Annotated in this window: 22 protein-coding genes and 1 pseudogene; 18 read left to right on the top strand and 5 right to left on the bottom strand. The window is 58.6% G+C overall.

Annotated features, from left to right (window positions below; genetic code table 11):
- Positions 1–24: 24 nt before the first annotated feature.
- From ACQZ6D_RS12435 to ACQZ6D_RS12365, 15 genes and pseudogenes are all read left to right on the top strand, one after another.
- Entirely contained in the window at positions 25–885 is an 861-nt protein-coding gene (locus ACQZ6D_RS12435) for a transporter substrate-binding domain-containing protein (protein WP_013761897.1), read from the top strand.
- A 76-nt stretch (positions 886–961) separates the two neighbouring features.
- Positions 962–1,651: an amino acid ABC transporter permease gene (locus tag ACQZ6D_RS12430; protein WP_003511502.1), complete on the top strand. Its 690-nt coding sequence runs from the start codon at positions 962–964 to the stop codon at positions 1,649–1,651.
- A gap of 29 nt (positions 1,652–1,680) precedes the next feature.
- On the top strand, positions 1,681–2,412 hold the full coding sequence (locus tag ACQZ6D_RS12425; protein WP_025595347.1) for an amino acid ABC transporter ATP-binding protein: 732 nt from the start codon (positions 1,681–1,683) through the stop codon (positions 2,410–2,412).
- 97 nt (positions 2,413–2,509) lie between these two features.
- On the top strand, positions 2,510–3,688 hold the full coding sequence (locus ACQZ6D_RS12420; RefSeq protein ID WP_038494319.1) for an iron-containing alcohol dehydrogenase: 1,179 nt from the start codon (positions 2,510–2,512) through the stop codon (positions 3,686–3,688).
- Between the two features lie 118 nt (positions 3,689–3,806).
- A complete protein-coding gene (locus ACQZ6D_RS12415) occupies positions 3,807–4,409 on the top strand; it encodes an amino acid synthesis family protein (protein WP_003511499.1) in 603 nt (200 codons plus the stop codon).
- An 11-nt stretch (positions 4,410–4,420) separates the two neighbouring features.
- Positions 4,421–5,266, top strand: coding sequence for an alpha/beta fold hydrolase (locus tag ACQZ6D_RS12410; protein WP_035199722.1), 846 nt, complete (start codon positions 4,421–4,423; stop codon positions 5,264–5,266).
- Positions 5,263–6,201 carry a flavin reductase family protein gene (locus ACQZ6D_RS12405; RefSeq protein ID WP_035199719.1) on the top strand — a complete coding sequence of 313 codons (939 nt, stop codon included), beginning with the start codon at positions 5,263–5,265 and terminating at the stop codon, positions 6,199–6,201. Before ACQZ6D_RS12410 ends, ACQZ6D_RS12405 begins: the two co-directional genes overlap by 4 nt.
- Positions 6,198–7,238, top strand: coding sequence for an LLM class flavin-dependent oxidoreductase (locus ACQZ6D_RS12400; RefSeq protein WP_035199716.1), 1,041 nt, complete (start codon positions 6,198–6,200; stop codon positions 7,236–7,238). The genes ACQZ6D_RS12405 and ACQZ6D_RS12400 overlap by 4 nt, the downstream gene beginning before the upstream one ends.
- A gap of 4 nt (positions 7,239–7,242) precedes the next feature.
- Positions 7,243–8,709 carry an aldehyde dehydrogenase gene (locus ACQZ6D_RS12395; protein ID WP_065704548.1) on the top strand — a complete coding sequence of 489 codons (1,467 nt, stop codon included), beginning with the start codon at positions 7,243–7,245 and terminating at the stop codon, positions 8,707–8,709.
- A gap of 4 nt (positions 8,710–8,713) precedes the next feature.
- Positions 8,714–9,028, top strand: coding sequence for an NIPSNAP family protein (locus tag ACQZ6D_RS12390; protein ID WP_019564951.1), 315 nt, complete (start codon positions 8,714–8,716; stop codon positions 9,026–9,028).
- A gap of 56 nt (positions 9,029–9,084) precedes the next feature.
- Positions 9,085–10,095 carry an ABC transporter substrate-binding protein gene (locus ACQZ6D_RS12385; RefSeq protein WP_026330721.1) on the top strand — a complete coding sequence of 337 codons (1,011 nt, stop codon included), beginning with the start codon at positions 9,085–9,087 and terminating at the stop codon, positions 10,093–10,095.
- A 109-nt stretch (positions 10,096–10,204) separates the two neighbouring features.
- The gene (locus ACQZ6D_RS12380; RefSeq protein WP_370647636.1) at positions 10,205–11,032 is read left to right on the top strand and encodes an ABC transporter permease; all 828 of its coding nucleotides are present in this window, start codon (positions 10,205–10,207) and stop codon (positions 11,030–11,032) included.
- A 1-nt stretch (position 11,033) separates the two neighbouring features.
- On the top strand, positions 11,034–11,834 hold the full coding sequence (locus ACQZ6D_RS12375) for an ABC transporter permease (RefSeq protein WP_035199713.1): 801 nt from the start codon (positions 11,034–11,036) through the stop codon (positions 11,832–11,834).
- Positions 11,831–12,913 (top strand): ABC transporter ATP-binding protein, encoded by a 1,083-nt coding sequence (locus ACQZ6D_RS12370; RefSeq protein ID WP_065660446.1) that lies wholly within the window; start codon positions 11,831–11,833, stop codon positions 12,911–12,913. The genes ACQZ6D_RS12375 and ACQZ6D_RS12370 overlap by 4 nt, the downstream gene beginning before the upstream one ends.
- Before the next feature lie 36 nt (positions 12,914–12,949).
- Positions 12,950–13,084 (top strand): annotated as a pseudogene (locus tag ACQZ6D_RS12365) (aldehyde dehydrogenase family protein); the annotation flags it as partial.
- Positions 13,085–13,122: 38 nt separating this feature from the next.
- Here the strand turns inward: ACQZ6D_RS12365 and ACQZ6D_RS12360 are convergent.
- The 3 genes from ACQZ6D_RS12360 to ACQZ6D_RS12350 all read right to left on the bottom strand — a co-directional run bounded on the left by ACQZ6D_RS12360 (position 13,123) and on the right by ACQZ6D_RS12350 (position 15,257).
- The gene (locus ACQZ6D_RS12360; RefSeq protein ID WP_035199708.1) at positions 13,123–13,752 is read right to left on the bottom strand and encodes a LysE family translocator; all 630 of its coding nucleotides are present in this window, start codon (positions 13,750–13,752) and stop codon (positions 13,123–13,125) included.
- Entirely contained in the window at positions 13,752–14,207 is a 456-nt protein-coding gene (locus ACQZ6D_RS12355; RefSeq protein ID WP_013761886.1) for an Lrp/AsnC family transcriptional regulator, read from the bottom strand. The genes ACQZ6D_RS12360 and ACQZ6D_RS12355 overlap by 1 nt, the downstream gene beginning before the upstream one ends.
- Before the next feature lie 147 nt (positions 14,208–14,354).
- Complete coding sequence (locus ACQZ6D_RS12350) at positions 14,355–15,257, bottom strand: LysR substrate-binding domain-containing protein (RefSeq protein WP_013761885.1); 903 nt, start codon at positions 15,255–15,257, stop codon at positions 14,355–14,357.
- Positions 15,258–15,364: 107 nt separating this feature from the next.
- Here ACQZ6D_RS12350 and ACQZ6D_RS12345 point away from each other — a divergent pair, with 107 nt between their 5' ends.
- The 3 genes from ACQZ6D_RS12345 to ACQZ6D_RS12335 are packed head-to-tail and all read left to right on the top strand — an operon-like array spanning position 15,365 to position 16,769.
- Entirely contained in the window at positions 15,365–15,766 is a 402-nt protein-coding gene (locus ACQZ6D_RS12345; RefSeq protein ID WP_019564945.1) for a tautomerase family protein, read from the top strand.
- Positions 15,763–16,197, top strand: a complete 435-nt coding sequence (locus tag ACQZ6D_RS12340) for a cupin domain-containing protein (RefSeq protein WP_080671296.1) — start codon at positions 15,763–15,765, stop codon at positions 16,195–16,197. Before ACQZ6D_RS12345 ends, ACQZ6D_RS12340 begins: the two co-directional genes overlap by 4 nt.
- Complete coding sequence (locus ACQZ6D_RS12335) at positions 16,194–16,769, top strand: DUF4865 family protein (protein WP_035199704.1); 576 nt, start codon at positions 16,194–16,196, stop codon at positions 16,767–16,769. The genes ACQZ6D_RS12340 and ACQZ6D_RS12335 overlap by 4 nt, the downstream gene beginning before the upstream one ends.
- 47 nt (positions 16,770–16,816) lie before the next feature.
- Here ACQZ6D_RS12335 and ACQZ6D_RS12330 read toward each other — a convergent pair whose 3' ends face one another.
- Both ACQZ6D_RS12330 and ACQZ6D_RS12325 read right to left on the bottom strand, forming a co-directional pair.
- Positions 16,817–17,848, bottom strand: coding sequence for a fatty acid desaturase (locus tag ACQZ6D_RS12330; RefSeq protein WP_035199703.1), 1,032 nt, complete (start codon positions 17,846–17,848; stop codon positions 16,817–16,819).
- A gap of 570 nt (positions 17,849–18,418) precedes the next feature.
- The gene (locus tag ACQZ6D_RS12325) at positions 18,419–19,033 is read right to left on the bottom strand and encodes a TetR/AcrR family transcriptional regulator (protein WP_019564940.1); all 615 of its coding nucleotides are present in this window, start codon (positions 19,031–19,033) and stop codon (positions 18,419–18,421) included.
- Between the last annotated feature and the right edge of the window lie 91 nt (positions 19,034–19,124).

The raw sequence follows: 19,124 nt of genomic DNA, 5'->3' as shown, positions 1-19,124 counted from the left end.
ATAATATAAAGAGCGGAGCTTAATATGAACTGGAATCCGATTTCCCGGAAATGCATAGCCGTGCGCGCCAAAACCTCTCTGGCGGGCTTTGTCATCAGTCTTCTTGCCGGTGCGGCCGTTGCACAGGACTGCACGCCGAAAATATCCAACGATCACCTCATCAAGCCCGGCCATCTCGTGATGGCGACCAGCCCGACATTGCCGCCCATGGCCTATGCCGACCAACAGGGTGTGCTCAAAGGCCTTCGTATCGAGTTGGGTTATGAAATCGCCAAGCGCCTCTGCCTGAAGCCCGAATATATCAGCACGGAATATGCCACCATGGTGCCGGGCCTGCAGGGCGGCCGCTGGGATATGATCAATGCCGGCCTGTTCGTGACGGCGGAGCGGCGCAAGATCCTGTTCATGATCCCCTATGAGAGTCTCGCCATCAGCATTTCAACGGCCGTCGGTGCATCCGAGCCCATCACCAAGGTGGACGATCTGGCCGGTAAGGCCGTCAGCACCGATATCGGTGGCTATGCCGAGCGCAAGATCAAGGAATTGAACGAGGACTTCAAGAAACGCGGTCTTGCGCCGATGACCATAAACCTGTTCGACAATTACGCGACCGTCTATCAGGCGCTGCGGGCAGGTCAGGTTCAGGCCGCGGTCTCCATCGATCCTGTCGCCAAGCAATACCAGGATCGCGGCGAGTTCACGCATGCACTTTCCGGCATGTACCCTACGCCCGGTTCGCTTTCCTTTGGAAGCAAGGACGTCGCCAGTGCCGTCTCTGCTGCTCTCAAGGAAATGAAGGCCGATGGTTCGCTTGAAAAGCTGATGGGTGGTTATGGCGTGAGCATCGCGCCCGGCGACCTCGCCGTTCTTGGTCCGGAAGGCTGAAATCTCCTCCATCTGAACTGTCAGCGCGGCGGGAGAGTTCTCGCCGCGACCATTCCCGCATGAATTGGAGAAAGACGTGAAGGGTTGGAACTGGGAAGGTTTCTTCGAATACCTGACGAATTATTATCTTTTCGAGGGGGCGATGGTGACGCTCGGCCTCACGGTTTTTGCCATGACGGCGGGTCTTGCGCTGGGCTTCGTCATTGCGGTGATGCGCATGTCGAAATACCGGTTCCTCTCCGGACCGGCCTATTTCTACACCTGGATATTTCGCGGCACGCCGCTGCTGGTGCAGCTCATCATCATCTATACCGGCCTGCCGCAGCTCGGCATCAAGCTGACGGTTCTGCAGTCCACCCTGATCGGCCTGTCGCTTTGCGAGGCCGCTTATCTGTCGGAGATCGTCCGGGCAGGTATCGCCGCGGTTCCCAAAGGCCAAATCAATGCGGCGCGCGCCATCGGCATGACCGAGGCGCAGGTGATGCGCTACATAGTTGCGCCGCAGGCCTTCCGCATCATCATTCCGCCGCTTGGCAATTCCGTCAATGGCGTGCTGAAGACAACGTCGATCGCCTCCATCATTTCCATGGAGGAGCTGCTGCGCCGCACGCAGGTTCTTATCCAGGAAAAGTTCCTCGTTCTGGAGCTCTTCATGGTTGCGGCCCTTTATTACCTCGCCATGACGACCGCCTGGGAACTCATCCAGCGCCGTATCGAGAAACGATTCGGCAAGGCCTACGGCCCAATGTCGGCTGACGTACACTAGGGAGAAGTCCGATGTCTCAAGCAACCAGCATGATCGAACTTCAATCCGTCAACAAATGGTACGGTCCGACCTTTCAGGTTCTGACCAATTGCAGCCTGAATGTCGCCAAGGGCGAAGTCGTCGTGATCTGCGGGCCGTCCGGTTCGGGCAAGTCGACGCTGATCAAATGCGTCAATGCGCTGGAGACGATCGGCAACGGCATCATCACCGTCAACGGGGTTGAGGTGACCAACCCCAAGACCGATATGCCTAAGCTGCGCTCCAAAGTGGGCATGGTGTTCCAGCATTTCGAACTCTTCCCGCATATGACGATCCTCGAAAATCTGTGCATCGGGCAGGAGAAGGTTCTCGGCCGCTCCCCTGCGGAGGCGCTGGTCAAAGCCAACGCCCTTCTGGAGCGGGTGGGGCTTACCGCGCATGCGAAGAAATATCCCGGTCAACTTTCCGGCGGTCAGCAGCAGCGCGTCGCAATCGCCCGCGCGCTGGCGATGGATCCGGTCGCCATGCTTTTTGACGAGCCTACATCGGCGCTTGATCCGGAAATGATCAACGAGGTGCTCGACGTCATGGTCTCGCTTGCGCAGGAAGGCATGACGATGATGGTGGTGACGCATGAAATGGGGTTTGCCCGCAAGGTGGCTGACCGCATCGTCTTCATGGATGGCGGCGAGATCGTCGAGATCGGCGAGGGTGACAGCTTCTTCACCAATCCGAAGACGGATCGCGCACGCTCGTTCCTGTCGAAAATCCTGGCGCATTGACGCCACGGTGACCGGAGCGGGATGGCGAAATCCCGCTTCAGATCGTGTGCCTTAGGCCGTTCCGAACAACGCAGAATGATAGTGGCGGAGAACCGCAATGATAAACCGTGTCCTGATGCCTCGCGAAATGCTCATCGGCGGTGGCAGCCGTTTCCGATTGCCGTCACTGTTGAAATCTCTGGGGGTGAAGCGCCCTCTACTCGTCTGCGATCCAGTCATGCAGAAACTCGGCCATGCGGATGCGCTTTTGCAGGCGCTTGGCGGTGAGGGTATCGATGCCGCCATTTTTGCGGATGTCGTAGAAGATCCAACGGATATATCCATCGCCACACTGGTGAAACGCGTTTCCGGGGGCGGTCATGATGGTCTCGTCGCACTCGGCGGCGGTAGCGCCATGGATACGGCGAAAGCAGGCGCCATCGTTGCAACCAGTGGCGAAGAGCTGCGGGCGCTGAAAGTTCCAAGGATCGTGGATTTTGCCGTCATGCCGGTAATTGCCATACCCACAACCGCAGGAACCGGATCGGAAGTAACACGCGCCGCCGTCGTGACGGATACGGCTGCCAGCGAAAAAATGCTCATCCTCGGCACTGCCGCTTTGCCCGTTGCGGCCATCATCGATTACGAGCTGACGCTGACCTGCCCTTACCGCGTCACGGTCGATACCGGCATAGATGCGCTGACCCATGCGCTGGAAGCGCTGGTCAACCGCAACGGTAATGCCCATTCCGAGGCGTTGGCGCTGTCCGCGCTGAAACTGATCGGGGCAAATCTCGAAAAAGTCGCGAACGACCCGCAAAACCGGGAAGCACGCGAAGCGATGATGCTCGGGGCGACGCATGCGGGTCTTGCCGTTTCCAACACATCCACAGCGTTGATCCACGGCCTCAGCCGGCCGGTCGGTGCCTTTTTCCATGTTCCGCACGGCATGTCGAATGCGATGGTGCTGCCGTTGGTCACACAATTTTCGTTGAATTCCGCTCTACCGCAATATGCCGCCGCCGCCCGCGCACTTGGTTGCGCCAGTTCGACGGACAGTGACCAGATTGCAGGCGCAAAGATGGTGGAGGCTTTCATCGACCTGAACAGGCGGTTGAAGGTGCCGACCCCGCAGGAATTCGGTATCGACAAAACCCGCTATCTCGATCTTTTGCCGGAAATGGTGCGGCAAGGCCTCGCCTCCGGCACACCGGCAAATAACCCACGGGTTCCGACGGCAGCGGAAATGACGCGCCTTTACGAACTTGCCTTTGACGGCCGCATGGAAGGGCCTTGAGCCATAACCTCCTGTAAGAATTGTTATTTTTCACAACTTCAAGCCGCAGACTTCCGCCACTTGACACCTGCATATTATGGCATACCATAAGACATCATATTTATCGGAGAGAACGCCTATGCCCATCCAGATCCGTAAGACCCTGTTGCAGGTCGAAACAACGTTGATTGAAGGAGGCAAGGCCGCAGCGACACCTTTGAAGCTGTTCACCGCCATCGCGGTCGTGAAAAATCCCTGGGCTGGAAAAGGCTTCGTGGATGATCTCAAACCGGAAATCCACGCCGGTGCGCCGGTGCTGGGCGAACTCCTGACGAAGATGATCCTTGATGCCGTGGGTTCCGGCGAAGCGGTGGAGGCCTATGGCAAGGCGGCCGTCGTCGGGCTGGATGGTGAGATCGAACATGCCTCCGCGCTCATTCACACGTTGCGTTTCGGCAATCACTATCGTCAGGCTGTGGGTGCCAAGTCCTATCTCGCCTTCTGCAATACGCGTGGTCCCGGCAATGCGCCGATCATGATCCCCTTAATGGACAAGAACGATGAAGGCCGCCGTTCGCACTACCTGACTATCCAGACCTCCGTTCCCGATGCTCCGGCTGCCGACGAGATCGTCGTGGCGCTCGGTGCTTCAGTCGGCGGCAGGCCTCATCACCGCATCGGCGACCGGTATCAGGATCTGAAGGATCTCGGTCAGGATGTTGCCAACCCGGCGGGCGTTTGAGGGTGATGCAAATGCAGGAGGCCGCCACCACGTCACGGGTCAATGCTGCAAAGGCAGGTGCTGCTGTGCTCCCTCGCAAGGTGACCGAGGGCGGGGCGGCCTATTTCGAGGCAGGCGCCGGTGAAGACCTGATCCTCATCCACGGCGTGGGAATGCGGCTGGAAGCCTGGAAGCCGCAGATCGAAATCTTTTCAAAGACGCACCGTGTCATCGCGGTAGATATGCCGGGGCATGGCGGCAGTGAACGCCTGCCAGCGGGCAGCTCGCTCAAGGATTTTGTCGGCTGGTTCGGCCGGTTTCTTGACGATATGCGGATCGCGCGTGCCAATGTGGCCGGGCACTCCATGGGTGCGCTGATTTCCGGCGGTGCCGCTGCAACCTTTGGAGATCGAATTGCGCGCGTTGGTTATCTGAACGGCGTCTACCGCCGTGATCCGGCCGCGAAGGCTGCGGTTCTTGCACGCGCGGCTGCCATCCGGACCACTGGCGTGGACAAGGAAGGCCCTTTGTTACGCTGGTTCGGCGACGATCCAAAGAGCCAGCAGGCGCGGGAGTTGACGCGGGGCTGGCTGGAAATGGTCGATCCCGAAGGTTACGCGGTTGCCTATACCGCATTTGCGGGCGGCGACGAGACCTATGCGGATCGGTGGCCCTCGGTCATCTGCCCGGCTCTTTTCCTGACGGGTTCGGACGACCCCAATTCGACGCCGTTGATGGCCGAGCAGATGGCGGCGATCACACCGCGCGGTTACGCCCGCGTCGTTGAGGCGCACCGGCATATGGTCAACCTGACCGCGCCTGAAACTGTCAATGCAATGATGGCCGAATGGCTGGCTTTAGAGGAGGAGCCGCAATGACTGTTGCAACCCTTGATCCGCGCGCTTTGCGCGATGCATTCGGCGCTTTCGTTACGGGAGTAACAATCGTGACCACCCGGGACGATGCAGGAAAGCCCATCGGTTTTACCGCCAACTCCTTCACCTCGGTTTCGCTCGATCCGCCGTTGCTGCTGATCTGCCTTGCCCGTAGCTCGCGCAATTTCGCGACGATGACGGGCACCAAAAACTTCGCGGTCAATATTCTGTCGGAAAGCCAGAAGGACCTCTCCAACACCTTCGCCCGGCCGGTCGAAGACCGTTTCGCCACCGCCAGCTGGTTGGATGCGCCGAAGGGCTCCCCGGTCTTTGCAGACGTCGCGGCCTGGTTCGAATGTTCGATGCAGGAGGTTATCGAGGCCGGCGATCATGTCATTCTGCTCGGCCGTATCGAGGCTTTCGACAATAGCGGCCTGAACGGTCTCGGTTATGCGCGCGGCGGCTATTTCACGCCGATGCTGGCTGCAAAGGCGGTATCGGCAGCGGCAGAGGGCGATATCGTCGTGGGCGCCGTTCTGGAACGGCGCGGCGAGATTTACCTCGTTGGCGACGACGTGCTGTCGCTTCCCGGTTGTGTCGTGGCAAGCGGCGATCCGGTCGCGGCGCTGACATCACGTCTCGAAGACCTGACGGGTCTCTCCGTCAAAACGGGATTTCTCTACTCGGTTTATGAGAACAAGACGGATGGGCGCCAACACGTCGTCTATCACGCGCTTGCCGATGGCGATCAAGCGCCGCGCGAGGGCCGATTTCTGTTGCCCGGCGCGCTGGCTTCGGCAAAATTCGACTCCGGCGCTACGGCGGATATCGTCAATCGTTTCGTGCTGGAAAGCTCGATCGGCAACTTCGGCGTCTATGTCGGTAACGAGACTGCCGGCAAGGTTCATCCCATCTCCATGAAGGGGCCAAACCCATGAAATTCTCCCTCTTCGTTCACATGGAGCGGCTGGACGCCTCCCAGGACCACAAGACACTCTACGAGGAGTTCGTAACGCTTTGCGAAATCGCCGATCGTGGTGGCATGCATGCCATCTGGACCGGCGAACATCACGGCATGGATTTCACCATAGCGCCCAACCCCTTTGTAACGATCGCCGATCTGGCGCGGCGTACGAAGACGGCACGCCTGGGTACGGGAACGGTGATCGCGCCTTTCTGGCACCCGATCAAGCTTGCCGGAGAAGCGGCGATGGCGGATCTGATCTGTGACGGCCGTCTTGATATCGGCATCGCGCGTGGCGCCTATTCGTTCGAATATGAGCGGCTGCTTCCAGGCCTCGATGCCTGGGGCGCCGGCCAGCGGATGCGCGAGCTTATTCCGGCTGTCAAAGGGGTTTGGGCGGGTGACTACACCCACGACGGCGAATTCTTCAAGTTCCCGGCCACCACATCGGCTCCCAAACCGCTGCAGCAGCCTTTTCCGCCCATCTGGGTGGCGGCGCGTGATCCGAATTCGCATGAATTCGCTGTCGCCAATGATTGCAATGTTCAGGTGACGCCGCTCTGGCAAGGCGATGACGAGGTGGAAACCCTGATGGGCCGCTTCAACGATGCCTGTGCGAAAAATCCGGATAAACAGCGGCCGAAAATCATGCTGCTGCGCCACACCTATGTCGGTTCCGATGAAGCCGATATTGCCCAGGCGGCCCATGAGATGAGCGTCTATTACAACTACTTCTTTGCATGGTTCAAAAACGAAAAGCCCGTTCATCAGGGGCTGATCGAGCGTATTGCGCCGGAGGAGATTGCCGCAAACGCCATGCTTTCCGGTGATGTCATGCGCAAGAACAACGTTGTCGGCGATGCCGATGAAGTTATTACCCGGCTTAAGGCCTACGAGGCCATGGGCTACGACGAATATTCCTTCTGGATCGATACCGGCATGAGCTTCGAGCGCAAGAAGGCCTCGCTGGAACGCTTCCTTTCCGATGTCATGCCGGCTTTCAAGGAGTAAGATGATGCGCCGTTTCCAATGTTACATCGACGGGCGCTTCGAGGATGGTGAGGCGAGCTTTTCGAGCCTCGACCCGGCAACCGGTGAACCTTGGGCAGAAATGCCGGAAAGCCGCGAAGCGGATATTAGCCGCGCCGTAGAGGCTGCGCATCGGGCGCTTTATGACGATGCCGCCTGGTCGAAACTGACGGCGACGCAACGCGGCAAGCTGCTCTATCGGCTTGCCGATCTGGTTGCCGAAAATGCAAAGACGCTTGCCGAGCTCGAAACCCGTGACACCGGTAAGATCATCCGCGAGACCTCGGCGCAGATTGCCTATGTCGCGGACTATTATCGCTATTATGCGGGCTTGGCTGACAAGATCGAGGGCGCCTACCTGCCGATCGACAAGCCGGACATGGATGTCTGGCTGCGGCGCGAACCCGTGGGTGTGGTGGCCGCGATCGTCCCGTGGAACAGCCAGCTTTTTCTGGCAGCCGTTAAAATCGGCCCGGCGCTCGCTGCCGGCTGCACAATCGTCATCAAGGCCTCGGAAGACGGACCGGCGCCGCTTCTGGAGTTCGCCCGGCTGGTGCAGGAGGCTGGTTTTCCTGCCGGCGTCGTCAATATAGTCACTGGTTTCGGTGCGTCCTGCGGCACGGCACTCACCACACACCCCAAGGTGGCCCATATCGCCTTTACCGGCGGGCCGGAAACGGCGCGTCACATCGTTCGCAACTCGGCCGAAAATCTTGCCTCCACGTCGCTCGAACTCGGCGGCAAATCGCCAATCCTCGTCTTTGCCGACGCCGATCTCGAAAGCGCCGCCAATGCGCAGGTCGCGGGAATTTTCGCGGCAACCGGTCAGAGCTGTGTTGCCGGATCACGGCTGATCGTCGAGAGAAGCGTGAAGGATCGCTTCCTCGGGATTTTGAAGGCGAAGGCTGAGGCGATCCGCATCGGCTCGCCGCTGGACATGGCAACGGAAGTGGGGCCGCTCGCGACCGAGCGGCAGCGCAAGCATATTGTCTCTCTGGTCTCTGCTTCCGAAAAAGCCGGTGCGAAGGTGGTGACGGGCGGTCTGGCGGTGGATTGCGCTGGTTATTTCTACCCTCCGACCATTCTCGATTGTGACGGCATTCGTTCGCCGTCCATGGAAAGGGAGTTCTTCGGCCCGGTTCTTTCGGTTGTTTCCTTCGAAACCGAGGCGGAAGCGATCGCTTTGGCCAATGACACGGTCTATGGCCTCGCCTCGGGCGTCTTCACGCAGAACCTGACGCGCGCCCATCGGCTGATGAAGGCGATCCGTGCCGGTGTGGTTTGGGTGAACACCTATCGCGCCGTCTCACCGATTGCGCCTTTCGGGGGTTTCGGTCTTTCCGGTGATGGTCGCGAAGGCGGGCTTGCGGCAGCGCTCGATTACACGCGCACGAAGACCATATGGCTTAGAACCTCCGATGACCCGATCCCCGATCCATTCGTGATGCGGTGACGCGATGTTTTACGAGATCCGCACCTACCGGCTGAAGAACGGCGCCATTCCGGCCTACCTTCGGGTTGTCGAGGAGGAAGGCATCGAAATCCAGAAAAGCCATCTGGGCGAGCTGGTGGGTTACTTCTTTTCCGAGATCGGGCCGATCAATGAAATTGTCCACATCTGGGCTTTTTCCAGCCTGGATGACCGCGAAGAACGGCGCGCGCGGCTCCTGGCCGATCCACGCTGGTTGTCTTTCCTGCCTAAGATCCGCGACCTCATTGAAGTCGCCGAAAACAAGATCATGAAGCCGGCGCCTTTTTCACCGCTGAAGTGAATCTGCCGGCCGCGAAGTGCATGCCAACAACAAGCTCTAAAACGGAGTAAGGGAACATGAGATCGAAACTGGTATTGATGACATGCGCAGCAATTTTCGCCCTGGGCGCATCCGCACAGGCGAATGATCTGGTTTTTTCCAGCTGGGGAGGAACCACGCAGGACGCGCAGAAGGCGGCCTGGGCCGAAAAATTCATGGTGGCGACCGGCATCAACGTGCTTCAGGATGGCCCGACGGACTATGGCAAGCTGAAAGCCATGGTCGAGGCGAACGGCGTGACATGGGATGTGGTCGACGTGGAGGGCGACTACGCCGCGCAGGCCGGGCCGAAGGGCCTGCTGGAGAAGCTTGATTTCGCCGTCATCGACAAAACGAAGCTAGACCCTCGTTTCGTCACTGATTACTCCGTCGGAAGCTTCTATTATTCCTTCGTCATCGGCTGCAATGTTGATGCTGTAGCCGCCTGCCCCAAGAGCTGGGCCGACCTTTTCGATACGGCAAAGTTCCCCGGCAAGCGCACCTTTTACAAGTGGTCCGCGCCGGGTGTGATCGAAGCAGCCCTGCTGGCCGATGGTGTTGCCGCCGACAAGCTATACCCGCTCGATCTCGATCGCGCCTTCAAGAAGCTGGACACGATCAAATCCGATATCATCTGGTGGTCTGGCGGTGCGCAATCGCAGCAGTTGATCGCTTCTGCGGAGGCACCCTTCGGCAGCGTCTGGAACGGCCGCATGACAGCGCTTGAGAAGAGCGGTGTGAAGGTGGAGACCTCCTGGGAGCAGAACATCACGGCAGCGGATTCTCTCGTCGTTCCCAAGGGAACGAAGAACAAGGACGCGGCGATGAAGTTCATCGCTCTTGCGACCTCCGCGCAGGCGCAGGCGGATATGGCGTCTGCCACGGGTTATGCCCCGGTCAATGTCGAATCCGCAAAGCTGATGGATCCGGAAACGGCAAAGACCCTGCCTGACCAGCAGACAGCGAGCCAGGTCAATGCCGACATGAACTACTGGGCGCAACATCGTGACGAGATCGGTGAGCGCTGGTACGCCTGGCAGGCCAAGTAAGGCAACGGCGCGGGCAGCCAAAAGCGCCCGCGCAAATTTTCACCTCCGGGGAGGTTTGGGCATGGTCTCGCTTACCGATGAAACAGAAAGCCCGAAGACGAAGGTGCGGATGCCCTTCCGGCCCGGCAATTTTGCCGCCACCCTGCCGGCATTCGTTCTGCTTGCCCTGTTCTTCGTCGTGCCGGTTATCATCCTGCTGTCGCGCAGCGTTACCGAGCCTGTTCTGGGCTTTGGCAATTACGCCGCATTGCTGGGCAGCTCCACCTACCTGAAGATTTTCTTCAATACATTCGCGGTCTCGGCGCTGGTCACGCTCGTAACGCTGGTCATCGGTTTTCCTGTCGCGTGGGCGCTTGCCATCATGCCGTCGCGGCTTGCCTCCGTCGTTTTCGCAATTTTGCTTCTGTCCATGTGGACCAACCTTCTGGCACGCACCTATGCCTGGATGGTGCTGTTGCAGCGGACGGGTGTCGTCAACAAGACGCTGATGGGCCTTGGCATCATCGACAAGCCGCTTGCACTGGTCAACAACCTGACCGGCGTCACGATCGGCATGACCTATATCATGCTGCCATTCATCATCATTCCGCTCTATGGCGTCATCCGCAAGATCGATCCGGCCATTCTCCAGGCGGCGGCGCTGTGCGGGGCAACCCGCTTTCAGGCGCTGACCCGCGTTCTCATTCCACTTGCCGCTCCCGGTATGATCTCCGGCGCGCTGATGGTGTTCGTCATGTCGCTTGGCTATTTCGTCACCCCGGCGCTGCTGGGCGGCACGGCGAACATGATGCTGGCCGAGCTTATCGCGCAATTCGTGCAGTCTCTCGTCAACTGGGGCATGGGCGGGGCAGCGGCGCTGGTGCTTCTGGTGGTGACGCTGACGCTTTACGCAATCCAGCTGAAATTCTTCGGCGCGGCCGGGGCAGGGGGGCGCTGACATGCTTTTGAACTACAACAGCCTTGGCGCATGGAAGTGGCTGCTCCTTTTAATCACCGTGCTGACAGCGGCATTCCTTATCCTGCCGATTGTCTTCATCGCTGCTTTGTCCTTCGGCTCGTCGCAATGGCTGATCTTTCCGCCGCCCGGCTGGACGCTGAAATGGTATGCGGATTTCTTTGCCGATCCGAGGTGGCTGGATGCTGCCTGGACAAGCCTGCGTATCGCCGTGATGGTCACAGTCCTGTCGGTGTTGATCGGCCTCGTGGCCTCCTTCGGCCTGGTGCGGGGGCGTTTCATTGGGCGCGAGGGTCTGCGGGCTTTGTTCATGACGCCGATGATCCTGCCTGTCGTGGTGCTGGCGGTGGCGCTTTATGCTTTTTTCCTGAAGCTCGGCCTTGCGGGCACCACTACGGGCTTTGTCATTGCCCATCTTGTCGTGGCGCTGCCTTTCTCCATTCTGGCGTTGACCAGCGCGCTCGAGGATTTCGATAAATCGATCGAAGACGCTGCAGTGCTATGCGGCGCGAGCCCGCTGCAGGCCAAAATCCGCATCACCTTGCCGGCCATCAGCCATGGCCTGTTCTCAGCCGCGATCTTTTCTTTCCTCACTTCCTGGGATGAGGTGGTGCTGGCGATCTTCATGGCAAGTCCAACGTTGCAGACGCTGCCGGTGAAAATCTGGGCGACGCTGCGGCAGGATCTGACGCCGGTGATCGCCGCTGCATCGACGCTTCTCATCGCGGTGACCATCATTCTCATGCTGCTTGTCGCGGCTGTGCGAAAAGGATTGAAAACATGACCAAACCGCTCCTGCAAATTCGCGGCATCGCCAAGCAATACGGACCGGTCGTCGCCGTTCAGGATGTCAATCTCGAGGTGCAGCCGGGCGAGTTCATGACGTTTCTCGGACCATCCGGTTCGGGCAAGAGCACGACGCTCTACATTCTGGCCGGTTTCGAACAGCCGACGGCGGGCGACATCCTGCTGAACGGCGAAAGTCTGCTCTCCACGCCGTCGCACAAGCGCAATATCGGCATGGTCTTCCAGCGTTACACGCTGTTTCCGCATCTGTCTGTTGGCGAGAATATCGCCTTTCCGCTGAAAGTGCGCCGAAAGAGCAAGGCGGAAATCGATGCGAAGGTGAAGGAGATGCTGAGGCTCGTTCGTCTCGAAGGTTTCGAGGACAGAAAGCCTGCGCAGATGTCGGGCGGCCAGCAGCAGCGCGTGGCCTTGGCAAGGGCGCTCGCTTATGATCCGCCGGTTCTTCTGATGGACGAGCCGCTCTCGGCGCTCGACAAGAAGCTCAGGGAAGAAATCCAGTTCGAAATCCGTCGCATCCACCAGCAGACGGAAGTAACGATCCTTTACGTCACCCATGATCAGGAAGAGGCCTTGCGTCTTTCCGACCGGATCGCGGTGTTTTCAAAAGGCGTGATTGACCAGATCGGTACGGGGCCGGAGCTTTACGCTCACCCCACCACCCGCTTCGTGGCCGAATTCATCGGTGACAGCGACTTCATCGCCTGCGATCTCCTCGCCGCCTCGGGCGGCAAGGCGACGGTTTCGCTCGGGCAGAATATCGTCTTTGACCATATTCCGGTTCATGGCGAAGCTGCACCGGGAAAAAAGGCGGCGCTGATGCTGCGTCCGGAGCGTTTACAGCTCAGCCGCAACAGGCCCGGCTCTTACGCCGGTTTTCAGGCCACCGTCAGCGATATCACCTTCCTTGGCAACAACGTCCATGTCGTCGCCCATACAGGTTCGGGAGAGCCCTTTGCCGTGCGCCTGCCATTTGGCCATGAGGCGATTTCGGGCCTCAACCGTGGTGATCTCGTGCATCTGGCCTTCGATCCCGCGTCGGCGCAGGTTTTCTGTTGAGGGTCGGAAATATGCATCTTAATGATCCCATGCTCTTCGGCGAGCACGGGAGGACATCTCTACCGGCAATGCGCGCCGACCATCAAGAAACTGGGACTGGAACTTTGCGGCAATGCGCCCTTCATCGTCGACGACGCCGATCTCGATGCGGCCGTGGAGGGAGCGCCGATTTTCCCAGAAGTTGGAGCCGCAGAAAAAACCGTTGCATTTCAATGAGCCATCATGCCCCAGGCAAGTGAACCTAGGGAAAAAATCCCGAATAAGACAAGGATCACTCCGGACAGGCGGGAAACCCAGCGGGCAAAGGTGGTGGGAAGGCGCTGCCGGGCAAATGCAACGCCGCCGCTCAACATGAACCACCACAATAAAGACCCTAGAAAAACGCCCGCGACCACAAAAAACGCGCTCGTCGCTCCCGATGCGTCAGCAAGGCCGAGACCCGCGAAAATTGCTGCAAAGGACAGAATCGTCATGGGGTTGGTGATCGTCAGGAAAAAGGTCGCGGTGATGGTGCCGAGCAGATCGCGCGCTCCAACCTTGGCCGCTTCTGCCAGAGGTTTGGGCCTCAGGCTTTTCCAGCCGAGCCACAGCATGAAAAGGCCGCCGACGATTTTGAGCGGCGTATCGATTGTCGCAAGGGTCGCCGCGAAAGCGGAAAAGCCCAGCGCTGCGAGGCTGGCATACACGGCATCCGCCAGAGCAGTCCCAAGGCCACCTGCCACTCCCGCCCAGAACCCGCGCTCAAGGGTCCGGTTGATGCAGAGGGCGCCGATGGGGCCGAGCGGGGCTGCGACCGCAAGGCCCAGCACAATGCTTTTCAAAACGAGCATCAGTTCCATCAGTCCACGCTTTCCTTCGGCATAAATGGTCCCGGCACGACAGAAGACAGGGCGATGATCGTTTCGGTACGGGCAAGGAACCCGTTCTGTTTCATTGTCGCCAGAAAGGTTTCGATCTCCGCCAGCGACCCGACGTGAACTTTGACGAGGTAGGACCACTGCCCGGTCACATGGTGACATTCCGCAATAGCGGACTGCGACGCCGCATAGACACGAAACGCGGCCTCGTCCGCATCCGGCGCCAACGCGATCCACACGAAGGCGATCACGGGCAAATCGAATGCGGATGGATCGGCATCAACGGTGATGCGACGGATCGCCCCGCTGGCCGTCAGGCGTCGGATGCGCTCGTTCACGGCCGAAGCGGAAAGCTCCACGACATTTCCGATATCGGCCAGAGAGCGGCGGGCGTCTTCTGCAAGAAGACTGATGATTTTGCGGTCTGTTGAATCCATTTCCGCAGATAATCATGTTTATTGTGATAATGAAAGATATTATGCGGAATTTTTGTGAATCGAGCGCAAGCCTTTAAACCGAGCCAAGAATCCCCTGCAGCTTCGCCGTGCCTGTAATCTTGGCGGAAGCTCATGCTATTTCAGCGATTACGGTCGCACTATCCATGCTTCCGGCAGCGTTTCCTGCAAGGCTTGGCGGATGATCGTGGCGAGATGGGCGCTGATTGGATTTTCGTCTTTTCCGGAGCGAAGAAGGCTGAGCCCCAGCGACGGGAGTTGTGGCAAACCATTGGTGAGTGGATCGAGAACCCGTACGGAAGGCGGCCGGCCGAACGGTGTGCGAAGTGCGATGCCAAGGCCTGCGGCTGTCGCAGCCCACAACCCGCCGAGGCTAGGGCTGACGAATGCAATGCGCCAGGCGATACGCTGTTGATCAAGGTGGTTGCAGGCAATGCTACGTAAAAGGCACGGCGCTTCCAAGACTGCAAGTGGCAGCGGCTCTTTCCCGCCGGTCTGCCAGACAGTTTCTGTTTCCGCCGCGCCCAGCCAGCACAGTGGCATGGATGCAACCGTTTCAGCCGGCGAAGCCGTGTCGTCATTCCAAGCCAAGGCGAGGTCAAGATGGCCGGACTCGACCTTCTCCCGCAATTCGCTATTGCGAGCGATGCGCCCTTCGATCCGAACCCGCGGATGGGCCCGTGCGAAACGGCCCAGCACCTGCGGCAACACGGTTTCTCCGAAATCCTCCTGAATCCCGAGGCGGATCCAGCCTGCGAGTTCCGGCCCGCGAACGGCGCTGATCGCCTCGTCATTCAGGCTCAATATGCGGCGGGCATAGGACAGCAGCACTTCGCCGCTCTCGGTCAGCGCCAGCCCCCGGCCGGATTTGCGCACCAGAGCGGTTTCGGTCTGGTCCTCCAGCTTCTTGAGTTGTGCGCTGACCGCAGAGGTCGAACGCCCCAGTCTGTCTGCGGCCTGCGCGAACGACCCGCTCTCGATGCCAATCACGAAACTGCGGAGCGCGTCCAGATCCAAATGGGTAAGGCGCAAATTAAATGTCCCTAAAATCAGGACGTAGTGTCCTGAATAATTTGATTTTCAGGATGATGATGTCGTTTCATAGTGTGGCTGTCAATCCTCTTGAACGGAGCGCATCCATGCCTTTCACCCGAATATCTTTGCTTGCGGGCAAATCCACCGACTATCTCAAGGCGGTTTCCGACAGTCTCGACCGCGCGCTTGTCGACTGCTTTGACGTTCCGGAAAACGACCGCTTCGCTGCAATCCACCAGCACCAACCGGGCGAACTGATCTTCGACCGAACATATCGCGGCGGCCCTCGGTCGGATGATTTCATTTTCTTTCATATCACCACCGGCAAGACGCGATCGCCGGAAACCAAGGCGCGCTTCTATGCGAGGCTCGTCGAAAACCTGGCGGTGTCGCCCGGTGTGAGGCCGGAGGATGTGATGGTCGCCATCGTCAACTCGACGTTTGATGACTGGTCCTTTGCATCAGGCGTTTCAGCAGGCACACCAGCGGATGGGAGTGGCCGATGACCGATTTTTTCGAGATGCAACCGGCCTGTCCATCCACCATGAGCGTGCGTCGAGCCGGTGACGGAATAGTTGCTGCACCTGAGGGTATCTCCAGCGGATCCTTCCTCGTCCAGATGCTGTTATCGAGCCGGATCGATGGCGAGATGACGGCAATGCGCGCTTTTGTGCCGCCGGGGGTCGTGACCCATTGGCACAGTCATCCGCGCGGCCAGCTTCTCTTCGTGCTGGATGGCATCGGTCTCATCCAACGCAAGGGTGACGATCCGCGTGAAGTCCGTGCCGGAGATGCGGTGTGGTTTGCGCCCGGCGAAGCCCATTGGCATGGCGCCGCGCCGTCCTGTCCCTTCAGCTATCTCAGCGTCCAGCCGGTCAGGAGTGGAACTGCCGTCCACTGGATGGAACCTGTCAAAAAAGAGGAGAGCACGTCATGATCGCCATGCAATACAGCTTCACGCTGCCTGCCGGCTACGACATGGCGATCATAGACCGGCGCATAAGGGAGAAGGGGCCGCTGCTCGATGGCTTTCCACGCCTGCGTTTCAAGGCCTATCTTTCGGCGAGAAAGCAGGATGCCGGCTTCACCAGTGCTGAAAATCTCTACGCGCCGTTCTATCTCTGGGACGAGCCAGAAGGGATAGACAGCTTCCTGTCCGGTCCAGGTTTTGCGGTTCTGACACGGGACTTCGGCTGGCCATCGGTGCAGACATGGCTGGTCTGGCACGCCGACCACGTACCTGATCTTACAGCTTCGCGATATGCCACACGGGAGGCTCGGTCCATAGCGCCCCATTCTGATCTGGCCAAGCTACGCGATACGGCGACCGCGGACGCGCGTTCAGCAATCAGGGCCGGCGCGCTCGCGGCCATAGCCGCATTCGATCCAACAAAATGGCTGCTGCTACAATTCAATCTCTGGCCGACAGTGCCGGCCGTTACTGAAACAATGCAAACCTACACTGTTGGCCACGTCTCATTGGGGTCGGTTCTGCATTTAGCGGAATGATATCTCACGCACCGGCTCAAAGGGTATTGCGTCGTTCCAGCTCTCGTCTATCGCGGTTGCTTTTCTGCCTCACGTAGCGAAATCAGCCGTTTGGTGGATTCGTCCCACAGAATGAGCTTTACGCAGCCCAGGCTGTCGCGAAGGCTGATGCGACCAAGTTTCGCAAGCTCCGGGTAGTCGTGCAGAATCTCTGGCAACCTGTAAAAAGGTACCTTGCTCGACAAATGGTGGACATGGTGCATGCCGATATTGCCGGTGATCCAACGCAGCGGACCCGGAAGATCGTAATACGAGGCGCCATGCATCGCCGCATGGGGAAAAGCCCATTCCGGAGGCTTGGACCAGTGGGTTTCTTCAAACTGGTGCTGGACATAAAACAGCCAGACACCTGCTGACCCGGCAAGCAGCACTATTGGCAGATGAACCAACAGAAAAGGCACGAGCCCTATCGCCCAGATAAGAAGAATGGCCAATACGGCCACACCGGCATTTGTTGCCATTGTCGAAATCCAGGGCAACGCTCCAGACCGCATCATGCCAAACGGTAGCCTTTGTTTGAACAGAAACAGGAAAGCAGGACCGATGCCGAACATCACCAGCGGATGCCTGTACAAGCGATAACCGAGTTTTCCGCGTGAGGAGAGTGCACGATATTCGGTCACGGTCAGAGTTGTAATGTCGCCAACCCCTCGCTCATCGAGATTGCCGGCTGACGCATGGTGTTCCGCATGCGCGCGGCGCCAATAGTCGTAGGGCGTCAGCGTCAGGATACCGATTGCGCGACCCGTCCAGTCATCCCAGCGACGGCGCCCGAAAAAAGAGCCGTGTCCGCAATCGTGTTGCAGTATGAAGAGCCTCAACAGGAATCCGGCTGCGGGGATCACCAGAAGCAGGCCAAGCCAGTAACCAAAATGAATCGATACCGACGCTGCTGCCCAAAGGAATACAAAGGGAACAAGCGTCACGGCAAGTTCGTACAGGCTGCGGCCGGTGCGGGGTTTGCGATAATTCGAAAGTATTTTAAGCAGGGCCTTTTCACTCGCGCCGCCAGGTAATTGGGCTGTTAACGTCGCGGTCATGGTTGATAGCAATCCTTCTGGTCGCCTGCATTTCGAAAAAAGTGTTCACCGCGCTGGCGGTCGTTTTCTGGAATAGCCCGATCTCGAGCCAACACGCGTTGCCGCGGCGGTTCCGTGCTCTGCTCGGCGCGGGCATTCACTGTTTTGTTCATAAATGTTCGAGCTGTAAGCTCGCTCCTGAAATCTGAAACGGTTAATTAAGTCGATCTGCTCGGCGAGGATCTCGCACAACTCTGCGCGGCTGGAACCTGTTCTGTCTAACTGTACCGGCGCTGTTTGCACAGAGGGGCAGGGTGACCTCAAATTGATTGAAGGGTACTAGAATTTAATCGGCACTGGCATTCTCTCGCAGGAGCACAGCTCGACTCGGCAACTAAAATCGCTGAAAAGTTGGAGTGGTGAGCGGGTCTCGGCAACAGGATGGCAATTACTCGTTCAAATACGAGCAATATGCTCGAGGCAACAGACCCTTACCGCAGCATTGTGGCTGTATCGCGCCCGACATGTAAGGTTTCTTGCGATGTATCAGATCGCAGCATCAGGGGTCATCGACTGGCAGGAGAGTGCCCCTTATGCCAGCAGCCCGCGCATGATCAGTTCGAGATGAATCTTCAGAACGACCTGCTTGTCCAGACTGCGCCGATCGTCGAAAATCAACCGGAAAACCAATGTTCCGACTATGGGTGACATGACGACCTTGGCCAGTTCGGTGGGGTTGGCTCTAAACCTTTTTTTCGCCACGCCCTCTTCGAGGATCGTATTGATCCGCTCGAATACCGGCGCCATCACCACGTCATGGTGCTGGTCGATGAGATCGGGGAATTTTGCTCCTTCCGCAACGATGAAGCGAAACAGTTCCCGCATCTTTCTATTGTCGACGAGGGCGTCGAACAGGAATTCAAGAAGCATCCGAAGCTCCTCGACGGGATCATCCGACGTGCGTGCATAAGCCTTGAATGCCTCCTGAAAAGGTGCCGAGGCATGCCTGATCATCGCCTCGAAAAGAGCCTCCTTGGTTTCGAAATAGACGTAGACCGTGCCTTTCGTCACTCCCACCCGCTCGGCAATGTCCTCCACCCGCGTGGCCGTAAATCCTCTCTTGGTGAATTCCTCGAATGCGGCGTCGAGAATTTCCAACGGACGTTGTATCTTCTGTTCTGCGCGTGTCAGTTTTGCTTTTGCCATAACCCCGGATCCCTACGTATTCTTTCGGCACTTGCCTTTTTACCCGTCGCAATCGGCGGAAATGACAGGTGGTTTGCCTATAGCACCGGCG

Source organism: Agrobacterium sp. 22-3639C2 (assembly GCF_053522105.1).
This window is presented reverse-complemented; position numbering and strand designations above follow the sequence as displayed.

Excerpts from the sequence above, each read along its gene's own strand:
- ACQZ6D_RS12435 (WP_013761897.1), top strand. The coding sequence starts at position 25 with ATGAACTGGAATCCGATTTCCCGGAAATGCATAGCCGTGCGCGCCAAA.
- ACQZ6D_RS12425 (WP_025595347.1), top strand. The coding sequence starts at position 1,681 with ATGATCGAACTTCAATCCGTCAACAAATGGTACGGTCCGACCTTTCAG.
- ACQZ6D_RS12420 (WP_038494319.1), top strand. The coding sequence starts at position 2,510 with ATGATAAACCGTGTCCTGATGCCTCGCGAAATGCTCATCGGCGGTGGC.
- ACQZ6D_RS12415 (WP_003511499.1), top strand. The coding sequence starts at position 3,807 with ATGCCCATCCAGATCCGTAAGACCCTGTTGCAGGTCGAAACAACGTTG.
- ACQZ6D_RS12410 (WP_035199722.1), top strand. The coding sequence starts at position 4,421 with ATGCAGGAGGCCGCCACCACGTCACGGGTCAATGCTGCAAAGGCAGGT.
- ACQZ6D_RS12405 (WP_035199719.1), top strand. The coding sequence starts at position 5,263 with ATGACTGTTGCAACCCTTGATCCGCGCGCTTTGCGCGATGCATTCGGC.
- ACQZ6D_RS12400 (WP_035199716.1), top strand. The coding sequence starts at position 6,198 with ATGAAATTCTCCCTCTTCGTTCACATGGAGCGGCTGGACGCCTCCCAG.
- ACQZ6D_RS12395 (WP_065704548.1), top strand. The coding sequence starts at position 7,243 with ATGCGCCGTTTCCAATGTTACATCGACGGGCGCTTCGAGGATGGTGAG.
- ACQZ6D_RS12390 (WP_019564951.1), top strand. The coding sequence starts at position 8,714 with ATGTTTTACGAGATCCGCACCTACCGGCTGAAGAACGGCGCCATTCCG.
- ACQZ6D_RS12385 (WP_026330721.1), top strand. The coding sequence starts at position 9,085 with ATGAGATCGAAACTGGTATTGATGACATGCGCAGCAATTTTCGCCCTG.
- ACQZ6D_RS12380 (WP_370647636.1), top strand. The coding sequence starts at position 10,205 with ATGCCCTTCCGGCCCGGCAATTTTGCCGCCACCCTGCCGGCATTCGTT.
- ACQZ6D_RS12375 (WP_035199713.1), top strand. The coding sequence starts at position 11,034 with ATGCTTTTGAACTACAACAGCCTTGGCGCATGGAAGTGGCTGCTCCTT.
- ACQZ6D_RS12370 (WP_065660446.1), top strand. The coding sequence starts at position 11,831 with ATGACCAAACCGCTCCTGCAAATTCGCGGCATCGCCAAGCAATACGGA.
- ACQZ6D_RS12360 (WP_035199708.1), bottom strand. The coding sequence starts at position 13,752 with ATGGAACTGATGCTCGTTTTGAAAAGCATTGTGCTGGGCCTTGCGGTC.
- ACQZ6D_RS12355 (WP_013761886.1), bottom strand. The coding sequence starts at position 14,207 with ATGGATTCAACAGACCGCAAAATCATCAGTCTTCTTGCAGAAGACGCC.
- ACQZ6D_RS12345 (WP_019564945.1), top strand. The coding sequence starts at position 15,365 with ATGCCTTTCACCCGAATATCTTTGCTTGCGGGCAAATCCACCGACTAT.
- ACQZ6D_RS12340 (WP_080671296.1), top strand. The coding sequence starts at position 15,763 with ATGACCGATTTTTTCGAGATGCAACCGGCCTGTCCATCCACCATGAGC.
- ACQZ6D_RS12335 (WP_035199704.1), top strand. The coding sequence starts at position 16,194 with ATGATCGCCATGCAATACAGCTTCACGCTGCCTGCCGGCTACGACATG.
- ACQZ6D_RS12330 (WP_035199703.1), bottom strand. The coding sequence starts at position 17,848 with ATGACCGCGACGTTAACAGCCCAATTACCTGGCGGCGCGAGTGAAAAG.
- ACQZ6D_RS12325 (WP_019564940.1), bottom strand. The coding sequence starts at position 19,033 with ATGGCAAAAGCAAAACTGACACGCGCAGAACAGAAGATACAACGTCCG.